Source organism: Actinokineospora sp. UV203, from assembly GCF_056323665.1.
On the sequence record NZ_CM150484.1, the window covers coordinates 2,994,092 to 3,012,406 of the forward strand.

General features: G+C 68.4%; 17 protein-coding genes, 1 other RNA gene and 1 pseudogene. 10 read left to right on the plus strand and 9 right to left on the minus strand.

Annotated features, from left to right (window positions below; genetic code table 11):
• Nucleotides 1-2: 2 nt before the first annotated feature.
• Complete coding sequence (locus ACUZ2Y_RS13940; RefSeq protein ID WP_476330916.1) at nt 3-2,024, minus strand: neutral/alkaline ceramidase; 2,022 nt, start codon at nt 2,022-2,024, stop codon at nt 3-5.
• A 191-nt stretch (nt 2,025-2,215) separates the two neighbouring features.
• Between ACUZ2Y_RS13940 and ACUZ2Y_RS13945 the strand changes: the two genes are divergently transcribed.
• Together ACUZ2Y_RS13945 and ACUZ2Y_RS13950 are read left to right on the plus strand one after the other, a co-directional pair.
• Nucleotides 2,216-2,674 carry a SixA phosphatase family protein gene (locus tag ACUZ2Y_RS13945; protein ID WP_476330919.1) on the plus strand — a complete coding sequence of 153 codons (459 nt, stop codon included), beginning with the start codon at nt 2,216-2,218 and terminating at the stop codon, nt 2,672-2,674.
• A 164-nt stretch (nt 2,675-2,838) separates the two neighbouring features.
• The gene (locus ACUZ2Y_RS13950; protein ID WP_476330922.1) at nt 2,839-4,116 is read left to right on the plus strand and encodes a lytic transglycosylase domain-containing protein; all 1,278 of its coding nucleotides are present in this window, start codon (nt 2,839-2,841) and stop codon (nt 4,114-4,116) included.
• A 53-nt stretch (nt 4,117-4,169) separates the two neighbouring features.
• On the opposite strand, the gene cutA is transcribed toward ACUZ2Y_RS13950, so the two are convergent.
• Nucleotides 4,170-4,484 carry a divalent-cation tolerance protein CutA gene (gene cutA / locus ACUZ2Y_RS13955; protein WP_476330925.1) on the minus strand — a complete coding sequence of 105 codons (315 nt, stop codon included), beginning with the start codon at nt 4,482-4,484 and terminating at the stop codon, nt 4,170-4,172.
• Nucleotides 4,485-4,697: 213 nt separating this feature from the next.
• On the opposite strand from cutA, the gene ACUZ2Y_RS13960 reads away from it, so the two are divergent.
• Complete coding sequence (locus tag ACUZ2Y_RS13960; RefSeq protein WP_476330928.1) at nt 4,698-5,663, plus strand: hypothetical protein; 966 nt, start codon at nt 4,698-4,700, stop codon at nt 5,661-5,663.
• Between the two features lie 3 nt (nt 5,664-5,666).
• Here the strand turns inward: ACUZ2Y_RS13960 and ACUZ2Y_RS13965 are convergent, their stop codons facing one another.
• A complete protein-coding gene (locus ACUZ2Y_RS13965) occupies nt 5,667-6,047 on the minus strand; it encodes a hypothetical protein (RefSeq protein ID WP_476330931.1) in 381 nt (126 codons plus the stop codon).
• Nucleotides 6,048-6,215: 168 nt separating this feature from the next.
• Between ACUZ2Y_RS13965 and ACUZ2Y_RS13970 the strand changes: the two genes are divergently transcribed.
• The 4 genes from ACUZ2Y_RS13970 to ACUZ2Y_RS13985 are packed head-to-tail and all read left to right on the plus strand — an operon-like array spanning nt 6,216 to nt 9,084.
• On the plus strand, nt 6,216-6,644 hold the full coding sequence (locus ACUZ2Y_RS13970; RefSeq protein ID WP_476330934.1) for a hypothetical protein: 429 nt from the start codon (nt 6,216-6,218) through the stop codon (nt 6,642-6,644).
• On the plus strand, nt 6,638-6,865 hold the full coding sequence (locus ACUZ2Y_RS13975; RefSeq protein WP_476330937.1) for a helix-turn-helix transcriptional regulator: 228 nt from the start codon (nt 6,638-6,640) through the stop codon (nt 6,863-6,865). Before ACUZ2Y_RS13970 ends, ACUZ2Y_RS13975 begins: the two co-directional genes overlap by 7 nt.
• Nucleotides 6,862-7,833, plus strand: coding sequence for an NAD(P)-dependent alcohol dehydrogenase (locus tag ACUZ2Y_RS13980; RefSeq protein ID WP_476330940.1), 972 nt, complete (start codon nt 6,862-6,864; stop codon nt 7,831-7,833). The genes ACUZ2Y_RS13975 and ACUZ2Y_RS13980 overlap by 4 nt, the downstream gene beginning before the upstream one ends.
• 42 nt (nt 7,834-7,875) lie before the next feature.
• Nucleotides 7,876-9,084: a DUF4241 domain-containing protein gene (locus ACUZ2Y_RS13985; RefSeq protein ID WP_476330943.1), complete on the plus strand. Its 1,209-nt coding sequence runs from the start codon at nt 7,876-7,878 to the stop codon at nt 9,082-9,084.
• On the opposite strand, the gene ACUZ2Y_RS13990 is transcribed toward ACUZ2Y_RS13985, so the two are convergent.
• The gene (locus tag ACUZ2Y_RS13990) at nt 9,043-9,282 is read right to left on the minus strand and encodes a helix-turn-helix domain-containing protein (protein ID WP_476331794.1); all 240 of its coding nucleotides are present in this window, start codon (nt 9,280-9,282) and stop codon (nt 9,043-9,045) included. The two genes, ACUZ2Y_RS13985 and ACUZ2Y_RS13990, sit on opposite strands and share 42 nt — an antisense overlap.
• Before the next feature lie 230 nt (nt 9,283-9,512).
• On the opposite strand from ACUZ2Y_RS13990, the gene ACUZ2Y_RS13995 reads away from it, so the two are divergent.
• Both ACUZ2Y_RS13995 and ACUZ2Y_RS14000 read left to right on the plus strand, forming a co-directional pair.
• Complete coding sequence (locus tag ACUZ2Y_RS13995; protein WP_476330946.1) at nt 9,513-10,292, plus strand: class I SAM-dependent methyltransferase; 780 nt, start codon at nt 9,513-9,515, stop codon at nt 10,290-10,292.
• A gap of 149 nt (nt 10,293-10,441) precedes the next feature.
• Entirely contained in the window at nt 10,442-11,302 is an 861-nt protein-coding gene (locus tag ACUZ2Y_RS14000) for an aminoglycoside phosphotransferase family protein (RefSeq protein ID WP_476330949.1), read from the plus strand.
• 38 nt (nt 11,303-11,340) lie between these two features.
• Here the strand turns inward: ACUZ2Y_RS14000 and ACUZ2Y_RS14005 are convergent, their stop codons facing one another.
• The 3 genes and pseudogenes from ACUZ2Y_RS14005 to ACUZ2Y_RS14015 all read right to left on the minus strand — a co-directional run.
• Nucleotides 11,341-11,784 carry a hypothetical protein gene (locus ACUZ2Y_RS14005; RefSeq protein ID WP_476330952.1) on the minus strand — a complete coding sequence of 148 codons (444 nt, stop codon included), beginning with the start codon at nt 11,782-11,784 and terminating at the stop codon, nt 11,341-11,343.
• Between the two features lie 394 nt (nt 11,785-12,178).
• Nucleotides 12,179-15,874 carry a tetratricopeptide repeat protein gene (locus ACUZ2Y_RS14010; protein ID WP_476330955.1) on the minus strand — a complete coding sequence of 1,232 codons (3,696 nt, stop codon included), beginning with the start codon at nt 15,872-15,874 and terminating at the stop codon, nt 12,179-12,181.
• A 98-nt stretch (nt 15,875-15,972) separates the two neighbouring features.
• A pseudogene (locus ACUZ2Y_RS14015) lies at nt 15,973-16,176 on the minus strand (trypco2 family protein); the annotation flags it as partial.
• 72 nt (nt 16,177-16,248) lie between these two features.
• On the opposite strand from ACUZ2Y_RS14015, the gene ACUZ2Y_RS14020 reads away from it, so the two are divergent.
• Nucleotides 16,249-17,423 (plus strand): IS3 family transposase gene (locus ACUZ2Y_RS14020; RefSeq protein ID WP_476330957.1). Its coding sequence is split into 2 segments (ribosomal slippage): nt 16,249-16,507 and nt 16,507-17,423, totalling 1,176 coding nucleotides; the frame shifts between segments, so codons are not numbered across the junction.
• Here the strand turns inward: ACUZ2Y_RS14020 and ACUZ2Y_RS14025 are convergent.
• The gene (locus ACUZ2Y_RS14025; RefSeq protein ID WP_476330960.1) at nt 17,401-17,580 is read right to left on the minus strand and encodes a trypco2 family protein; all 180 of its coding nucleotides are present in this window, start codon (nt 17,578-17,580) and stop codon (nt 17,401-17,403) included. The two genes, ACUZ2Y_RS14020 and ACUZ2Y_RS14025, sit on opposite strands and share 23 nt — an antisense overlap.
• A gap of 231 nt (nt 17,581-17,811) precedes the next feature.
• Nucleotides 17,812-18,187: a transfer-messenger RNA gene (gene ssrA / locus ACUZ2Y_RS14030) on the minus strand.
• Nucleotides 18,188-18,315: the final 128 nt, after the last annotated feature.

Here is an 18,315-nt window from a genome sequence, read left to right on the forward strand (position 1 = left end):
GCTCAGTTCACCGTGAACGTTCGCGAAGCGCCCGTGAACGGGGTGATCTCGCCGGTCCAGCCGCTCTTCCAGTCACCGTGGTGGACGATCCGGTAGCGCCCCGGCGGCGTGTTCGGCGGGATCGTCCAAGTGATCGTCGCCTCCGAGTTCGCCAGGCCGACTCGTGCCCAGTGGTACCGGGTCGACCAGTCGCCGTCGTCGGCGGTTCGTTTCCACTGGCCGCCGGTCTCGCGCTGGACCTCCAGGTACGTGCCGTTGCGGCGGAGGTTGTTCTTCGGGTGGCCGGTCACGAACTTCGTGGTCACGGTCTGCCCGCGCTCGTAGGCCGCCGCGGGCTCGGTCAGCACCTGCCCGAAGCTCTGGAACAGTCCCTTGTCGTCGAACACCACACCGGTCTGCAGGTTCAGTTCGGCGAGGAGCGGCTTCGTCGGGGTGGCGCCCGGAGACAACGCCGCGGCGGAACGGAGGGACTGGGCGAGCTTGGCGAACTCCTGCTGGTAGGCGGGAAGAGTGTCGCGGCCGAACAGGGTGGAGCCGCCCTCGTACTGCTGCTTGTCGTACTCCTCCGGCGTTGTCACGTACTGGCTGTAGTCGTTGGCGTAGCCCTGGATCAGCACGTTCTCCAGCGGCACACCCAACTCCTCGGCGACCGTGCGCCGCATCCGCAGCCCGGAGACGACGGTGACCTCCGCGGGCACGGCGATCAGGTGGAACTGCCCCAGCTTCACGATCTGCAGCGGCAGCACATTCGGTGTCGCCTCCACCAGGCCCGTGGGGACGGCGGTCGCCTTCGGGTACTGGCAGTCCTTGACCCACTGCGGGACCTCGACGTCCAGCGGTTCCAGCAGCGCGGCGATCGGGTTGACCATGCCCTCGCTGACCAAGGGCAGCCCCGGCCCGTCCTCGATGCTGCCCGCGAGGGTCGACGCGCCGACCACGCCGGGGCAGGTGCGGCTGGGCCGGCCGTGGGTGGTGTAGCGGGCATCGACCGGCACCGCGGACATGTCGACGAACCGCATGCGGTAGTCGATTCCGCCGCTGACCGGGGTCTGCGGGCCGTCGAAGATCTCGTTCGCCTTGGTGTTCTGGCGTTCGCCGATGATGCGGGTGTTCTCGAACTCGTCCTCGGTGGGGCCGGAGCCGGGCCGCAGGTTCAGGTTCGGCGACATGTCGCCCGCGTTGGTGTTGGGGAACGCGGCGACGAAGCCGGGGCGGTTGTCCAGGTACCGCACGCCCTTCTGGTCGTGCTCCCACTGATAAGCCGCGTACCCCTTGTTGTCCACGCTGATCAGCGTGTTCATGTTCGTCATCGACGTGTTGTGGGTGGCGAACCAGCTGATCGCGCCGACGTCCGCCGCGCCCTGCTTGAACCGCAGCACCGTCATCGACGGGTCGATCGCGTTGGGGAACTGGGCCTTGTCCGACTCCGGGTTCTGTTCGAACGCCACCCGCGACCGGTTCACGCTCGCGTTCGTCAGCTCGCCTCGGCCGATGCTGATGGTCCCGGGCTTGAGGTCGTCGTGCGCCTCGACCACCGACTCCACGATGCCGTCGACAGTCGCGTCGAAGGTCTGCTTCTGGAAGCCCAGGATGGCGAGGTTGTACGCCAGGTTGTGCGAGTAGCCACCCGGCCCGGCGTGCGTGTGGGTGGCTGAGAGCAGGACGTTCTGCTGGGTGTAGAGGTCGCCGTAGCGGGACTTCAGCTTGCCCAGCACGCCTTCCTGGACCGCGCGGAAGATCATGCCGAGGTCGGCATTCACGTAGGCGACGCGCTTGCCGGTGGCCTGGTCAACGGTGATGAACGCGCGGGAGCGCTGGCGCTGGTGGATGCCCGTGGTCTTCTGGTCGAACTTCGAGTACCCCATCATGCCGTTCTCGGCCGCCGGCCCGGTGACGTCGGAGATACCCCGCCCGACCAGGTAAGTCGTCGGTTCGGCCTGCGCGGTGGGCAGCCCGCCGACGAGGAGGGCTCCGGCGAGGGCTGCCAGCGTGGTGGCGATGATCGATCGGCGAGTGGCCCGCATCCGTCTACTCCCGCGTATGTGAATCAACTTCACTTTCGCCGAACCATACGTGACGCGAGCCACTCGCGGAACCCCCAGCAGGACACGGACAATCCCTGCCAGGTCTGAGGATGAGGAAGGGCGCCACCGGGGCGGTCGCACCCTCCCGCTAGTCCGACTGGTTCGATAGGACCAGACGACGAGGAGGCTCGATGCCGCGCCTGGTGATCCTGCGACACGCGAAGTCCGCATGGCCGGAGGGTGTGCCCGACTACCGCAGGCCACTGGCCGACCGCGGCCGGACGGACGCGCCCGCCGTGGGCCGCTGGCTCGCCGAGCACATCCCGGACATCGACCTCGCCCTGGTCTCACCCGCGACCCGGACGCGCCAGACGTGGGACCTGGTCTCCGCCGAGCTGCCCGCGGTCCCGGAAGCCCGGTTCGAGGAGCAGCTCTACGGCGAGGGCGCCGAGGCGATTTTGGACCTGCTGGGCTCACTCGACGACGTGAGGACCGTGCTCGTGATCGGCCACAACCCGGACCTCGAGCTGCTGGTCGGCAGCCTCACCGGGGAGCACCCAGTGCTCAAGACGTCCACATTGTCGGTCGTGAAGTGCGCACGCGGGTTCCGGTCGGGTGAACTGGTCATGACGGAGAAAATTCGGCCTTAGCCCAGTTTTGTCAGTCCGCGACAGTCACGGGTCCAGGGCCTGTTCCCCAAGCGCCAACTATTCAGGGGGCGCGACAAGTCCTCGTGATTTTCCCTTCGCCATCGGGCACTGTCTCCTTACCCACAGGTGACAGGTGTCACCGGGCGTCGTGGAAGGTGTGTTCGATGGCGAGGCATCGCAAGCCCCCAGCCGTGACGACCGCGAAGCAGCGCAAGCCGCGGCGGCCACACCGGATGGCCGGACTGGCGACCGCGGCGACCCCGCTGGCCGTCCTGCTGGCCATGGTCGCGAGTGACGGCACCTCCCCACTGTCCACAAAGGATGCCGGGAAGTCCGGTGACATCGCGCCGGTCACGCCGGTCGGCCCGTTCGCGGCCGACGAGGAGTACGCCGTCAACGGCAAGCTGCCCTCGTCAACGACCGCCGCGCCCACCGCGCCCGTCGTGCCGCTCGACGTCCTCGCCGCCCTGCCCGTCGGTGGCGCCGCAGTCCCCGAGAGCGTGCTTCGCGCGTACCTGCGCGCCGAGTCGCTGCTGTCGACCACGCAGCTGGGCTGCCGCATGACGTGGTCGCTGCTGGCGAGCATCGGGCGGATCGAGTCCGGCCACGCCCGCGGCGGACAGGTCGACAGCGACGGCAAGACGGTCTCCCCCATTCTCGGACCGGCGTTGAACGGCAACGGATTCGCCGCGATCCGCGACACCGACGGCGGCGCCCACGACGGCGACCGGACCTGGGACCGGGCCGTCGGCCCGATGCAGTTCATCCCGGCGACCTGGGCGCGCTACGGCGCCGACGCCACCGGCGACGGTCTCGCCGACCCCCACAACGTCTACGACGCGGCGGTGTCCGCGGGCCGCTACCTCTGTTCGGGCGGGATGGACCTGTCCGACCCGAGCCAGGCCGCGAAGGCCGTCTTCCGGTACAACCACTCCCAGGAGTACGTCAACACAGTGCTGACCTGGGCCGCCACGTACGCCAACGGGGTCACCGCGATTCCGCAGGTCCCGGCGAAGCCCGACTCCCGCAAGTCCGACCCCGGCGTCCTGGCGCTGCCCGCCCCGTCCCCCGTGGCGGCGACGCAGAACCCGGGCAGCCCGCAGCTGCCGATCAGCCCCCCGGTCCCCGGCACGCCGGGCGGTGGACTCCCCAACCCCCAGCTCCCAGCCCCGCCGCCTGCCCCCGCACCGGCGCCCGGCGTCCCCGGTGCCCCGGCTCCCGCACCCGCGCCCGCCCCGGGACCTGCCCCCGCACCGGCGCCCGCCCCCGCACCGGCTCCCGCACCAGCCCCGACTCCCGCACCGGCACCGGCGCCTGCCCCCGCACCAGCCCCGGCTCCCGCTCCGGCGCCTGCCCCCGCACCCGCGCCCGCTCCGGCTCCCGCACCGGCACCGGGCACCGACTGGTACGACTGGACGGTCTGGCTCCCGAAGCCCCGATAACGCAGCCGCACCAGGACGGCCGGGCCTCCGCCAAGGAGGCCCGGCCGTTTCGGTCATCCCGGACGGGTCTCGGCGGCGACCCAGGACAGGTAGTCGGCGCTGCCTCCGAGCACCGGCAGGGTGACTACTTCGGGAACGTCGTACGGATGGTGGGCCTTGATCCACTCGGTGAGCGCGTCGACGCGGTCGGCCGCGGTCTTGATCCAGCACTGCCATTCCTGGTCGTGCTGGACCGCACCCTCCCAGCGGTACACACTGCGCACCGGCCCGACGATCTGCACGCAGGCCGCGAGTCGCTCCCCGACCACACCGTCGGCCAGCCGGTCGGCGTCCTCGGCCGTTCCGGTCGTGGTGACCACAATCCGCATCCCGACTCCATCCCGATTCCTCGTGTCGCGCATCGGTCAGTGTCCATTCACGGACTGACCGTAACGAATCGGTTCGTTGACCGATGAACAACCGTCGGCCGGGCACGGATTCGTTGCCCTGACCGCGAAGCAAGGGCAGGCGGGGGCGCCCCCGGCGCACACCACGAGGCGCGGCCTGTCCGCGCGCACCTTCGGCCCGAAGAGGCGACCGCTTTGATCGAGAACTCGTCGGCAGGCCTGCACATGTTCGAGCCCGCCGTGCCCGTGACCGTCACCCGCGAGGAACACCACCAGCACATCCTTGCGCGCTACCCGGTGCACGGCGACGTGCCGCGGCGGGTCGCAGTCGAGCTGGCCTGGTGCACCATCGGATCCGGGAAGTACCAAGGCCACCAGGCCATCGAGGTGCGACTGGACGGCTCGCGCGTCGGCGAGCTGACCTACGCGATGTCGCAGCGGTACGCGCCGTTCCTGCGGTCCGTGTCCGCGCGCGGCGCGCGCCCCGGCTGCGAAGCCCTGGTCCACCTCGGCAAGCGTGGCATCGAACTGGAGCTCCACCTCCCGCGCCACACCGACGGCGTCCCACTGGCCCCGACAACCCGCACCACGCCGCGGGTCCCGGTCGCGCCGACGCGCCCGCTCGATCCGGCGTCTCCCGCCGTTCCGCCGATGCGCGCTCCCATGCCGAACAAGGCCAAGTCGAACCACGGCGTGGGGTGGGTCGTCGGCGGCGTCCTCGGCGTGATCACCCTCATCGCCGTCATCGCGGGCAGCGGCGAGGACGCCCCCACGGCGAGCGACACGGTGCTCACCACGACCACAACCTCAAGCACCACAACGACAACGACGACGACCACCACCTCGACGACTACTACGACTCCTCCCCCGGTCACCACCGAGGCCGCTCCCCCGCCGCCTCCGGTTCCGGCTCCGACGAAGGCGCCGGTCACCACGACCCGGCGCACCACGACCGTCGCGCCCGCACCGCCCAAGCCCGCGCCCACGACCGCGGCGAGCACCTGCGACAAGAACTACTCCGGCTGCGTCCCCGTCTCCTCCGACGTGGACTGCGCGGGCGGCAGCGGCAACGGCCCGGCCTATGTGCGCGGACCGGTCCAGGTCATCGGCAGCGACATCTACGGCCTGGACCACGACAAGGACGGAGTCGGCTGCGAGTAGGGCTCACGCCCCGATGAAGTAGCCGACGAAATCGGCCGCGTAGCCGGTGAACGGACCTTCGGGGATGACGAACCCGCATGTCACCAGGTCACGGTTTCGGTCGACCCCCTGGCTGTGGTCCCAGGTCACGTTCTCGACCACGGTCCCGTCGGGCGCGGTGACGGCGGAGGCGAAGAAGACGAACGCGACCGGGTCCTCGCCGGTGACGACGTTCTGCCAGGTCCGGGGAGGCGCGCCGGCGCCGAAGCGGACCTGCTCGCCGGTGAACGTCGTGCCGTCCGAACAGGTCAGCACCCGCACCCGGACCGGCGCGTCGGCCAGGGCGGCCGGCGCGGCGCCGACCAGCAGCGCGATAGTCGAAAGAACGAACGCGAGACGTCTCATGGCAGCTCCCGGGCATCCCGACAATGGGCCCCGACCGCGCGAGCATACGTCCGGCTGACCCACCCGGCCAGGGGCGAGTGAACCGGATCGAAGTAAAGAAATTTTGACATGGAGTCAGTTCTGCTTTACGTTCATTCATGTCAACTTTGCTTTACATCGGGAGCTGCTGTGGCGTTCGAAGAGAAACGCGCGTGGATCATGCTGGTGGTCACGGTCGCCGCGTACGCGGTCTACCTGACCACCGTTCTCGGGCGGGCGGGCGACATTCCACTCGCCGACGTGCCCTACATATCGACGATGCTGTGGACCATCGGCGGCGCGATCCTGGCGACGATCGTGCTGAACATCGTCGTCTCGACGGCGTCGCGTGACGGTGCCGACCAGAAGGACCAGCGCGACCGCGAGATCGCCCGGTTCGGCGACCACATCGGCACGTCGTTCGTTGTCATCGGCGCGGTGGCCGCGCTGGTCATGTCGATGGCCGAGTGGAACCACTTCTGGATCGCCAACGCGATCCAGCTCGGGTTCGTGCTGTCCGCGATCCTCGGGTCCATGGCCAAGCTCGCCGCCTACCGCCAGGGTTTCCAGACATGGTGAAGTCGACCAAGGTCACCAACGCGATCCGCGCCCTGCGCTTCGCGCACGGGGAGATGACGCAGGCCGAGCTGGCCAAGCGCGTCGGCGTCACCCGCCAGACCGTCATCGCCATCGAACAGAGCCGCTACTCGCCGTCCCTTGAGATGGCTTTCCAGATCGCCAAGGTGTTCGGCGTCCCGCTCGACGACGTGTTCCAGTACCCAGAAGGAGAAACGCCATGAAGGCGATCGTTCAGGACACCTACGGCTCAGCGGATGTGTTGGCACTGCGCGACATCGACCGTCCGGTGGCGGGTGACAACGAGGTGCTCCTCGCCGTGCGCGCCGCCGGTGTCGACCCGGGCGTGTGGCACCTGATGACCGGGATGCCTTATCTGCTCAGGATTCTCGGCTTCGGCTTACGCAAGCCGAAGGTGCCCACCCGCGGACGGGACGTCGCCGGTCGGGTCGAGGCGGTCGGCAAGAACGTCACCCGGCTCAAGCCGGGCGACGAGGTCTTCGGCGCCTGCGAGGGCTCCTTCGCCGAGTACGCGACCGCCCGCGAGGACCGTCTGGCGCTCAAACCCGCGAGCCTCACCTTCGACCAGGCGGCCGCGGTCCCCATCTCCGGCTGGACCGCGCTGCAGGTCCTGCGCGACGCGGGTGAAGTCAAGGCGGGACACCATGTTCTGGTGATCGGCGCGGCAGGCGGAGTGGGCACGTTCGCCGTGCAGCTGGCCAAGGCCTTCGGCGCCGAGGTGACCGGCGTCTGCAGCACCACGAAGACCGACCTGGTCCGCTCGATCGGCGCCGACCACGTCATCGACTACACCCGCGAGGACTTCACCGAAGGCCCCCGCCGCTACGACCTCATCCTCGACATCGCGGGCAACCGCCCGCTGTCGCGCCTGCGGCCCGTCCTCAAGCCCAAGGGAACACTGGTCATCGTCGGCGGCGAAGCGGCAGGCAAGTGGACCGGCGGCATCGGCCGCTCCCTGCGCGCGGCCCTGCTGTCCCCGTTCGTCGGCCAACGCCTGCGCGGCTTCATCTCCAAGGAGACCAGCGCCGACCTTGACGTGCTGGCCGCACACATCGAGGCGGGCGACCTCACCGCGGTCATCGACCGCTCATATCCCTTGGGCGAGGCCGCGAATGCCATTCGCTACATCGAGGAAGGCCACGCCCGCGGCAAGGTCGTCCTCACCCTCTGAGCCGAAATTGAACTGTCGTGTCATGTTGTTACCGTCGGTGTCATGCCTGAAGAGATCACTGTGGACCTCGTCTACTGCGAGGGGTACGACCCGGGCGCAAGGGCGCTCGTAGGACGCATCGGTGTCGAGGAGGCGCGGCGTCGCCACGTAGCGGGAGATCAGTTCGCGGTGGCCGCCGTGGCGGCGGTCGGCGACCGTGCGCTGGCCCTGGTCGAATGGGCGGGAGCGCAGCGGTACGTGCGCGCGTGGCGATTCGATGAGCAGGGCAGGCGCGTGCACGACACGGAGTGCCGGCTGATCCCGGAGGGAGGGTTGTTCGTCACCGACGTCCGGCTTTGGACCTACCACTCGGCGGAGCAGGCCGAGTTCGACCGGCGCGCGGGCCAGGAACACATCCGGAACTGCCGCTCCGGCCGGGTGGAGCATGAGGTCGCCCCGAACGGCGACGGTGGCGGGATGCGGGCGACACAAGCCCAGGGCGACCCCGCCACGCTCGTGGTTCCGGTCCCGCCGTTCGGCGAGTGGTCGAGCCTGTTCGGCCTCGGCCCGGTCGGCGTGCGGCAGGTCGATGCGGTCGTAGATCCGGCAACGGCGCCACCGTGGCGGCCGCCGGTTCCCCTGCCTCCCGGCGATCCAGCCGCGTTCTTCACGCCCGGCGTGCGCTATGCACTGCCGGACAGCGATAGCACCGTGATCACGGACGTCCATCGCGCTGGGGTAACACGGCTGGTGTCCGGGCAACTGGCGGCAGCCGATCCGGGTTGGCTCGACGGGGTGAAGCCGTTCATGACCGTCCTCGCACCCGGCAATTACCCGGTGGACCTGGCGGTGATCCGGTTCGTCGACCAGCCCGACCACACCAGGGTCGCGGCGGCGCGGCTGACCGTGGTCGACGCGCCGGTCGCGTCCTGGGAGCCCGCGCTGACCGCGTCCGCCGACCCGCTCATGCTCGGTGACGGCGAGTTCCACGGTTTTGGTGTCGACAGCGGCATGGCGTGTTTCTTCGACGTCGCCGCAGGCCCCGCGCTGGCGGAGCTGTCCGAGCAGGCGGTGTCCGACTGGGATGGGATCGCGGACCTGCCCGCCGAGATCATCGACCCGGCGACCGGCGCGGGTCTCCTCCAGTTCACCTCCGGCTGGGGCGACGGCGCATACCCGACCTGGCTCGGGCGCACGGTCGATGGCGAGCCCGCCTGCTTCGTCGTGGACCTACTCGTCCTGCGCGGAGCGGAGATCGTGCCCAGCGCCTGAGTCGGTGTGCGAGGCCTCGCGCCGCGGCCTCGAGTCCTCATCGGAGTCCGGGCGGCGGTCGGCGACGCGTGTGGCGATCTGGGCTCGCCTCGTGAAATCCGACTTGGTCGGGATGCCCCGGACGTGGGTGTCGACGGCGCGCTGCGCGATCCCCAGTTGGCCTGCGATCTCCCAGTTGGTGAACCCGTCGGCTACCAGCGACGGATCTCGGTGATCCCTCCTGTCGACCGACGGAGCTGGTCAACTGACCACGAACCACCGCCGGCGCTTGACCGTCCGACAACAACACCGCTCTTCTCACAGCCCGGCTGGAAGCCCAATCCAACGATTCCGATATTGATCGGCGATTCAGTGATGAACTGGGCACGGCGTTGATCGGGCCGCTGATCTCATCACGGCTGTACTCGCGGATCAGTAGCGTCGACCGTATGGAACAGGACGCGCGGCTACGTCATGCCTCCTCGTTCGGCGTGGCGGCGGTCGCCTACGCCGAGCACCGCCCGGACTACGCGCCGGACGCGGTGCGGTGGGCGTTGGAGCCCGCGCCCGGCCCGCGAGTGCTCGACCTCGGGGCCGGAACCGGCAAGCTGACTGGCACGCTGGTCGCGCTGGGCGCCGACGTCATCGCGGTCGAGCCCGACCCGGCGATGCTGACCGAGCTGCGACGCGCGCTGCCTGCTATCCGTGCCCTGCCGGGTAATGCCGAGGCGATACCGCTGCCGGACGCGTCCGTGGATGCCGTGCTGGCCGGGAACGCCCTGCACTGGTTCGACCTGGCCGTCGCGGGGCCCGAGATAGCCAGGGTCCTGGCGCCTGGCGGCATCCTGGCCGGCTTGTGGAACGTCATGGACGACCGGGTCGACTGGGTTGCCGAACTCGAGCGGGTCAGCGGAAGCGCGGCCATCGGCCCGCGTGACACGCTCAGCAGCTGGCGCACCGCGACAGCAGGCCTGCACGTTCCCGACGGCGGCCTCGTCGCCCGGTTCGGCTCGCCGGAGCAGGCCGAGTTCCCACACGGGCAGCGTCGCACCGCTGACTCCCTCGTCGCGACAATCGCGACGCGCGCTGGGGTGCTGGTCATGCCGGAACAGGAACAAGTGGCCACCCTCGGCCGGATACGCGCTTTCCTCGCGAGCCGACCGGAGACCACCAGCGCCGAGTTCACGCTCCCGATGCTGACCGGCGTACTGCGCGTCCGGCAGCTGTGAGAGCCCTCGGCCACCCGGCCTCAATTCACGTAAGCCAGCCGGCTCCTTGTCCGGCGGATAACTCGATGTCGTAAGCGAGGTCGGAACGCGATGATCGCGGCATGGGTTCAGCTCCTGCGGACGGCCGCGCTGGAATCGATGCGGCTCTCGTGAAGCGTCTGATCGCCGCCCAGTTTCCGCAGTGGAGCAACCTGGCGGTGACCCCGGTCGAAGTTGACGGCTGGGACAACCGGACCTACCGCCTCGGAGACGACATGACGGTGCGGCTGCCCACCGCCGCCGGTTACGTCCCGGCTGTGGCGAAGGAGAACCACTGGTTGCCCCGGCTCGCGCCCGCACTGCCGATCACAATCCCCGTCATCCTGGCTGAGGGCGTCCCCGGCGAGGGATATCCCTTCCCGTGGTCCGTGCGCGGTTGGGTACCTGGCCAGACGGCCGATCGGACACGCATCGACGACATGTCGCAGTTCGCGATCTCGGTGGCCGAGTTTCTTCGCGTCCTCCAGCGCTGCGACACCACCGATGGCCCGCTCGCCGGGGCGCACAGCTGGCACCGGGGTGCCTCGCCTGCCCACTATGACGAGGAGACCCGGCGTTGCCTGAACGCACTCACCGGCCACGTCGACACAGCTCGGGCCGCCGTTGTCTGGGAGGACGCCCTGGCCACCGAGCGCACTGAGGCGCCGGTGTGGTTCCACGGCGACATCGCCTCCGGAAACCTCCTGGTCGCAGCGGGAAAGCTGAGGGCCGTCATCGACTTCGGCACGTGTGGTGTCGGCGACCCGGCCTGCGACCTGGTGATCGCCTGGACGATGTTCTCCGGTGCAGGCAGGCAGGCATTCCGAGAAGTGGTCGACCTGGACAAGGGCACCTGGGCACGCGCTCGGGGCTGGGCGCTGTGGAAGGCCCTGCTGACTCTTGCCGCGTGCATCGACAACGACCACGAACGGGCCGCCATCAACCAACGTGTGATCGGCGAAGTCCTGGCCGACCACGACAGCTTCGGCTGACAAGATGACCGCCGCGGTGGGAGACGCACCCAGCGCTGCTACGCCCGCTCGAAGATGAGGTCGAAGTCCTTGCGCCAGCTCGATCCCTGATCCTCGGACGCCTCCCAGCGGCCAGTGATCCGGTCGGGCCCGACGTCGGCGATGAACCGCTGGAACATGTCGGGGTCCTCGCGACTCAGGGTCCACTGCGAGCCGTCGAAGGTCATGGCGAAGACCCGGCTGACACCTCGTTCGTCGTGGTAGAGGGCTGTGTAGGCGTCCTGCGCGTCGCTGCGACCGAGAACCAAGACCATCTCACTCGTGGCTTTTCCGACATCGCCCTCCATCGTCCAGCGAAAGACCACAAACGCGTCGCGGAGCCACTCGCCCGTCGCCGAACCTGCTACCTCCTGGTCGGCGGGCTCCAGGAACCACGCGTTCCGCATTGTCGTCCGCCACGATCCGACCAGGACATCCAGCTGCCCCATGGCCTCACTCCGCATCGCTTCCTCCTTGTTCAGACGCGCCGATGACAGGGCCTTCGCTATCGGTAGGCGCGGAGGAACGTGTCGATCCCGGCGTGTGCGCGTTTCTCGATGTCCTCTGCGGCGGATGGTGTTGTCGCCTCGAACAGGGCGCGGTCCAGCGATGCGCCCATGACAGCGAACGACCCTCAGACTCGCTGACTTCCGCATGGCTGGAACAGTCACCGATCGCACCGTGGGGGGTCTGGGGGTCGCCTCCAGAACAAGGACGGCCGACCCGGTCCGCGCTTTCCGCGGACATGGGTCGGCCATCGGGATCACCCCGGTCGGCTCCCGCAAAGTGCCATGACGCGAACGTCCTGTTCTGCCGATGAGCGTGCGTACCAGCGCCTGAAGCGCCTTCCGCAGAGCGTCACATCTTTTGCAGCCATTCGCGTACAGCCAGCGATCGGTCCAGTTCAGGTTGATGAACCGCTGGATGCTTCGCGGCGAGTTGACGCCCGATGGTGATCGCTTCGGTGATCGCGGTCAGCGCCTCCTCCCGCCGCCCCAGATCCCCCAGGTGGTTCGACAGGTTGTTCAGGCTCGTCGCGAGGTCGGGCAGGAACGCGTCCGGGCGGTCCGCGGCGAGTTGACGCCGCATGGTGACCGCTTCGGTGATCGCGGCCAGCGCCTCCTCCCGCCGCCCCAGATCCCCCAGGTGATTCGACAGGTTGCTCAGGCTCGTGGCGAGGTCCGGCAGGAACGCGTCCGGGCGGTCCGAGGCGAGTTGACGGCAGGTGGTGACGGCTTCGGTGATCGCGGCCAGCGCCTCCTCCCGCCGCCCCAGACCCCCCAGATCGACCGACAGGTTGTTCAGGCTCATCGCGAGGTCGGGCAGGAACGCGTCCGGGCGGTCCACGGCAAGTTGACGCCGGATGGAGACCGCGTCGGTGATCGCGGCCAGCGCGTCCTCCCGCCGCCCCAGATCCCCCAGACGGACCGACAGGTTGTTCAGGCTCGCCGCGAGGTCGGGCAGGAACGCGTCCGGGCGGTCCACGGCAAGTTGACGCCGCATGGTGATCGCTTCGGTGATCGGGGCCAGCGCCTCTTCCCGCCGACCCAGACCCCCCAGACGGATCGACAGGTTGTTCAGGCTCATCGCGAGGTCCGGGAGGAACGCGTCCGGGCGGTCCACGGCGAGTTGACGGCAGGTGGTGACCGCTTCGGTGATCGCGACCAGCGCCTCCTCCCGCCGCCCCATGTCCCCCAGGTGGTTTGACAGGTTGTTCAGGCTCGTGGCGAGGTCGGGCAGGAACGCGTCCGGGCGGTCCGAGGCGAGTTGACGGTAGGTGGTGATCGCTTCGGTGATCGCGGCCAGCGCCTCTTCCCGCCGACCCAGACCCCCCAGGTGGTTCGACAGGTTGTTCAGGCTCGTCGCAAGGTTGGGCAGGAACGCGTCCGGGCGGTCCGCGGCGAGTTGACGCCGCATGGTGACCGCTTCGGTGATCGCGGCCAGCGCCTCTTCCCGCCGCCCCAGATCCCCCAGGTGGTTCGACAGGTTGTTCAGGCTCGTGGCGAGGTCGGGCAGGAACGCGTCCGGGCGGTCCGCGGCGAGTTGACGCCGCATGGTGACCGCTTCGGTGATCGCGGCCAGCGCCTCCTCCCGCCGCCCCAGATCCCCCAGGTGATTCGACAGGTTGCTCAGGCTCGTGGCGAGGTCCGGCAGGAACGCGTCCGGGCAGTTCGCGGCGAGTTGACGCCGCATGGTGACCGCTTCGGTGATCGCGGCCAGCGCCTCCTCCCGCCGCCCCAGATCCCCCAGGTGATTCGACAGGTTGCTCAGGCTCATCGCGAGGTCCGGCAGGAACGCGTCCGGGCAGTTCGCGGCGAGTTGACGCCGCATGGTGACCGCTTCGGTGATCGCGGCCAGCGCCTCCTCCCGCCGCCCCAGATCCCCCAGATCGACCGACAGGTTGTTCAGGCTCATCGCGAGGTCGGGCAGGAACGCGTCCGGGCGGTCCGCGGCGAGTTGACGGCAGGTGGTGACCGCTTCGGTGATCGCGGCCAGCGCCTCCTCCCGCCGCCCCAGACCCCCCAGGTGATTCGACAGGGTGTTCAGGCTCATCGCGAGGTCCGGCAGGGATGTGTCGGGGTGATCGGTGGCGAGTTGACGGTGGTGGTCAACGAGTCGTTGGGTGAGTTCGGCGGCGAGATCGGCGAGTCGGTGGCTGATGTGGGGGAGTTCGTCGGCGAGGTGATGCAGCAGGTCTACGGGTGTGGAGGGTGCGGCGACGATGTCGTGGAGCGCGTTGAGTAGGGATTCGGGTTGTTCGGTGCTGGTGGTGAGGGTGAGTGCGGCCGTGGCGAGAGTGTGGGGTGTCGTGGTGATCAGACCGGTGACGTGTTCGGCCAGGTGGTGTCGGTCCGGGTGGTGGACTGTGGCCCGGGTCAGCACGGTCAGCAGCCGCGTGGCCTGCTCGGGTGAGGCGGTCTTCGCCAGTCGTGCGGTGAGGTCCCGGCCTTTGAGCAGGTGGTTGGCGGCGAAGTGTTCGGCGAGCCGATCGGGTTGCAGCGTGTCGAACACCCGATCCTCCGTGTCGGCTGGGAACAGTGCGGCGAGAACAGCCCGGAAGTTGGCGAGGATGTTGGTGGGTTGGTCGGCCAGTGCGGGGATTCCGTCACGGATCACCCGCTCGGCGTCAACCGCGGTGGTCGGGGCGCTCAGCAGGGTCGCGGCCACAACGTCATCGATGAGATCAGTGAACACCGCCAGCGCGGGTCGGGTGGCCACGATCGACTTCCAGTAGCGGCGTTCGTGGTTGAGGACCCGGTCCTCCACGGTCGATGCCTTGCCGGTTCGTTCGGGCATCGCGGTATCGAGGAGATCAGCCAACGCGATCATCTGCAGCGTCAACGGGTGTGCGCTGCCAACCTCGCCGTCCCCCCGGTCGCCGATCGTCGCGGCGATAGCGGTCCACGGATGGTGTTCATACCCGCGGACCAGAGCGAGTCCGGCGGCGTAGGCATCGACTGCCTGTCGGTAGGCGGTATCCGCCGCTACGGCGGGGTCCGGTTCAGGTAGTCCACCGAGCTCATGTTCGACCGCGGCGGCGAGTCGGTCGGCCACCAGGTCGCCACTGGCCGCGAGGTCGTCCAACCAGGGCCCACGGGTGCGGGCCAGCAGCAACACCTTCACCCGCTGCCCCCTGGGAAGTGCGGACAGGACCGCGCCGACCTGGCCGCGGCGGCCCTCGGCGTAGTCCAGCACGATCACCATCGGCGAGACCAAGTCCGCGACCACGCCCGCCAACTCGGCGGGCGGGGCATCCGGTGAGGGCCAGAACATCGACCACCGTGGCGCAAGCTCGTGAGCGAGTTGCGCGGCCAGGCGGGTCTTGCCCTGACCAGCCGGGCCGTACTCCAACCACACCCCAGGCCCAGACTCATCCACCCACGCGCGCATGTCGGCGAGTAGGTCGGTGCGGGGACGCCACGGTGCGACCTCGTTGCGGGCCAACAACAACGCCGACGGTGTCGCGATCTCCCCACTAGGCGCCGTCGCCATGGTTGACACCTCGACCGGATCCAGCCGCGCCTGAACGCCACCGGAGTCCGCGTCCAGCGCGACACGGAAGCCCGGATCGGCCCACAGGACATACGAGGGGACGGCTAGAAGCTCGCCATGCTGGGCGTACGCAGGGTCCGCGGCCACCACTGCGATGAGTAGGCCCGCGCTGAACACCGGGGCACCGGACATCCCCGCCCACGGCGACCCCGACGGAACACTCGCATACGGGTGCCCGTCCAGGGTGATCGTGTACTGCTCGCTCACCATCCGGTCGCCCGGGTTGATCCGACCAGTCGCTTGCCGAGCCTCCGCGGGCCTGCCTTCCCGCTGCACTCCATCGGGTAACCCCCAGGTCGTGCACGGCAGACCCGCGCGCTCGGTCACCAGACGTCCAAACCGCTGCCACCCCTGCGCCGCAACGGACATCGGCGGGATGGACACCACCGCCGCGTCATCGCAGCCCTCGGGTGCCCCAGCCCAGGCGACGACACCCTCCACGACCACCTCGGGTCGCAGCGGGCTGAACACCCGCACCACCGACCCGACCGGCCCAGTCACATGCGCCGAGGTCAACACCCGACCAGGGCCCACCACATAACCCGAACCCGGGCCGACAGCGCCCTGCACACACACCACCCGGCCGGCCTTCACCGCGCTCAGCCCTCGATCCGCTCCACCGGGGCACCCGACCGGCGTGCCATGTTCCCACTGACCCGCAGATCCTGACCCTGCTCGTCCTGCGGACGCAGCGTCACCTTCACCTTGTGCGTCCGACCCCGCGAGACCCCACCCTCCACGTCAGCCGACACCACCCACGCCTTGAACCCGCTCTTGACCTTCACGTCCGCCTTCAACTCGACGGAGAACTTGAGGAGCCCCTGAGTTTCCGGACAGCTGACCTATTAAGGTCGGTCTGTACGGAAGGATGATCGATGGCAGAGAAGCGCAGGAAGTTCTCGCCCGAGTTTCGGGATGAGGCCGTGAAGATGGTGGTCAATTCACAGCCACCTCGTCCGGTCGCTCAGGTGGCGCGGGAACTCGGCGTAAATGAGGGCACCTTGGCGAATTGGGTTGCCCAGTACCGGCGGAAGCATCCGGTCGACGAGGAGCCTTTGACCGTGAGCGAACGCGCTCGGTTGCGTGAACTCGAACGCGAGAACCAGGAGCTGCGGATGCGTACCGAGTTCCTGGGAAAAGCGGCGGCCTTCTTCGCCCAGGAATATCGGTGACCTCGAAGTACGAGTTCATCGACGGCGAGAAGGACAGCTATCCGATCAGCAGGATGTGTGCCTGGATGTCGGTTTCCCGCGCGGGACTCTACGAATGGAGAAATCGCCCCGAAAGCGCGACCTCGACGCGCAGGCGAGCCCTGCAAGACATGATCACCGCGGTGTTCGACGCGAACCACCATGTCTACGGGCACCGCCGGGTGCACGCCGTCCTGGCCCGCTCCGGCGTCCAGGTCAGCCAGGAGCTGGTGCGGGCGTTGATGCGCGAGTCGGGGCTGGTCACCAGGCAGCCGAAGCCGTGGCGGCCGTCCACTACCGAGGCCGGCACCGGCCAACGGATCCCCGACCTGGTCGCACGGGACTTCACCGCCGACGCGCCGGGAACGAAGCTGGTCGGCGACATCACGTATATCGCGACCGGCGAGGGGTTTCTCTATCTGGCGACGGTGATCGACTGCTACTCGAAAATGATCGTCGGATGGTCCATGGGCGATCACTACCGGACATCGCTGATCCGGGCCGCGCTCGATAATGCCGCCGTCACGATCACCATCGAGCGTGACTGCATTTTCCACTCCGACCGGGGTTCCAATTACACCTCTTACGACTACGCCGCCCATCTCACCGCCTTGGGAATGCGTCAATCGGTCGGCAGGACCGGTGTCTGCTGGGACAATGCGATGGCCGAATCGTTCTTCTCCGCACTGAAGAACGAATGGCTGCACCACATGACATTCGCCACACGAGCCGAAGCGCGCCAGGCCGTTGTCGCATACGTCGAAGGGTTCTACAATCGGACCCGACTCCACTCCGCAATCGGATACCGGACGCCACTTGAGGTCCACAACGATTTCCTCAATACCCAGCTCGCAGCATAGGAATCTCACCGACGAGCTGTCCGGAGAACGCGGGGCCCCTCAACTCCAACTCGATCGGCCCCACCACGAAACCCACCGCAGACTCCCCAGCGCGGGAAGCCGCCTCCAGCAACTCATCACGCAGAGCCGAAACCGCATCCGCCAACTCGATCTCCATGACCCTACGATCGCAGACAGCCACCAGCTCGTGACAACACGGCGCACCGCCGTTCACCCAGACCCGTCAACACTCGCAAACACGGACATCGCCAAACGCACTCTCATGCCGCTGAGCGGGTGTTGAGCTGTCGCCAAATGACAACAAGCCCCGGCGCATCAGGTGCGGCCGGGGCTTGTTCCGGTTCGAACGGCTTCACGATTCAATCGTGAAACCGCAGGTCAGAGACCTTCGTGGAGGTGCCGGGAATCGAACCCGGGTCCTCTGTCGCTTCATCAGGGCTTCTCCGTGCGCAGTCCGCCTTGTCTCTACTTGGCCCCACCGGTCACGCGAACAAGCCGGTGTGACGAGCCCAGTCACTGTTTGTTTCCCAACCAACCCCCGTGACCGAGGCTGGCGGTAGTCCTCCTAGCTGATGCCGGGATCCAGGGCGGAGGCATCCCTGGGCCGACAGACCCGACCCGCTACTTAGGCAGCGAGGTCGTAGTCAGCGCGAACGTTAGTTTCGGCGCTTATTGGTTTGCGAGCGACGCTTACGGTGGTCATCTCGCCTGCACCGGCACGCTTCCCACTGAATCGACGTCCAGAGTCGAAACCGTTCACCCCCTCGTGGATGTTCTCCACCAGGATAACGCGTCGTCCCCGCCAGTTCATTCCGGTTTCCCGAAGGTGGGGTTAGCCCCACCTTCGGGCCGGTGGTCGACCCCATGGTTCGCGCCATCCCGGGCCGTGATG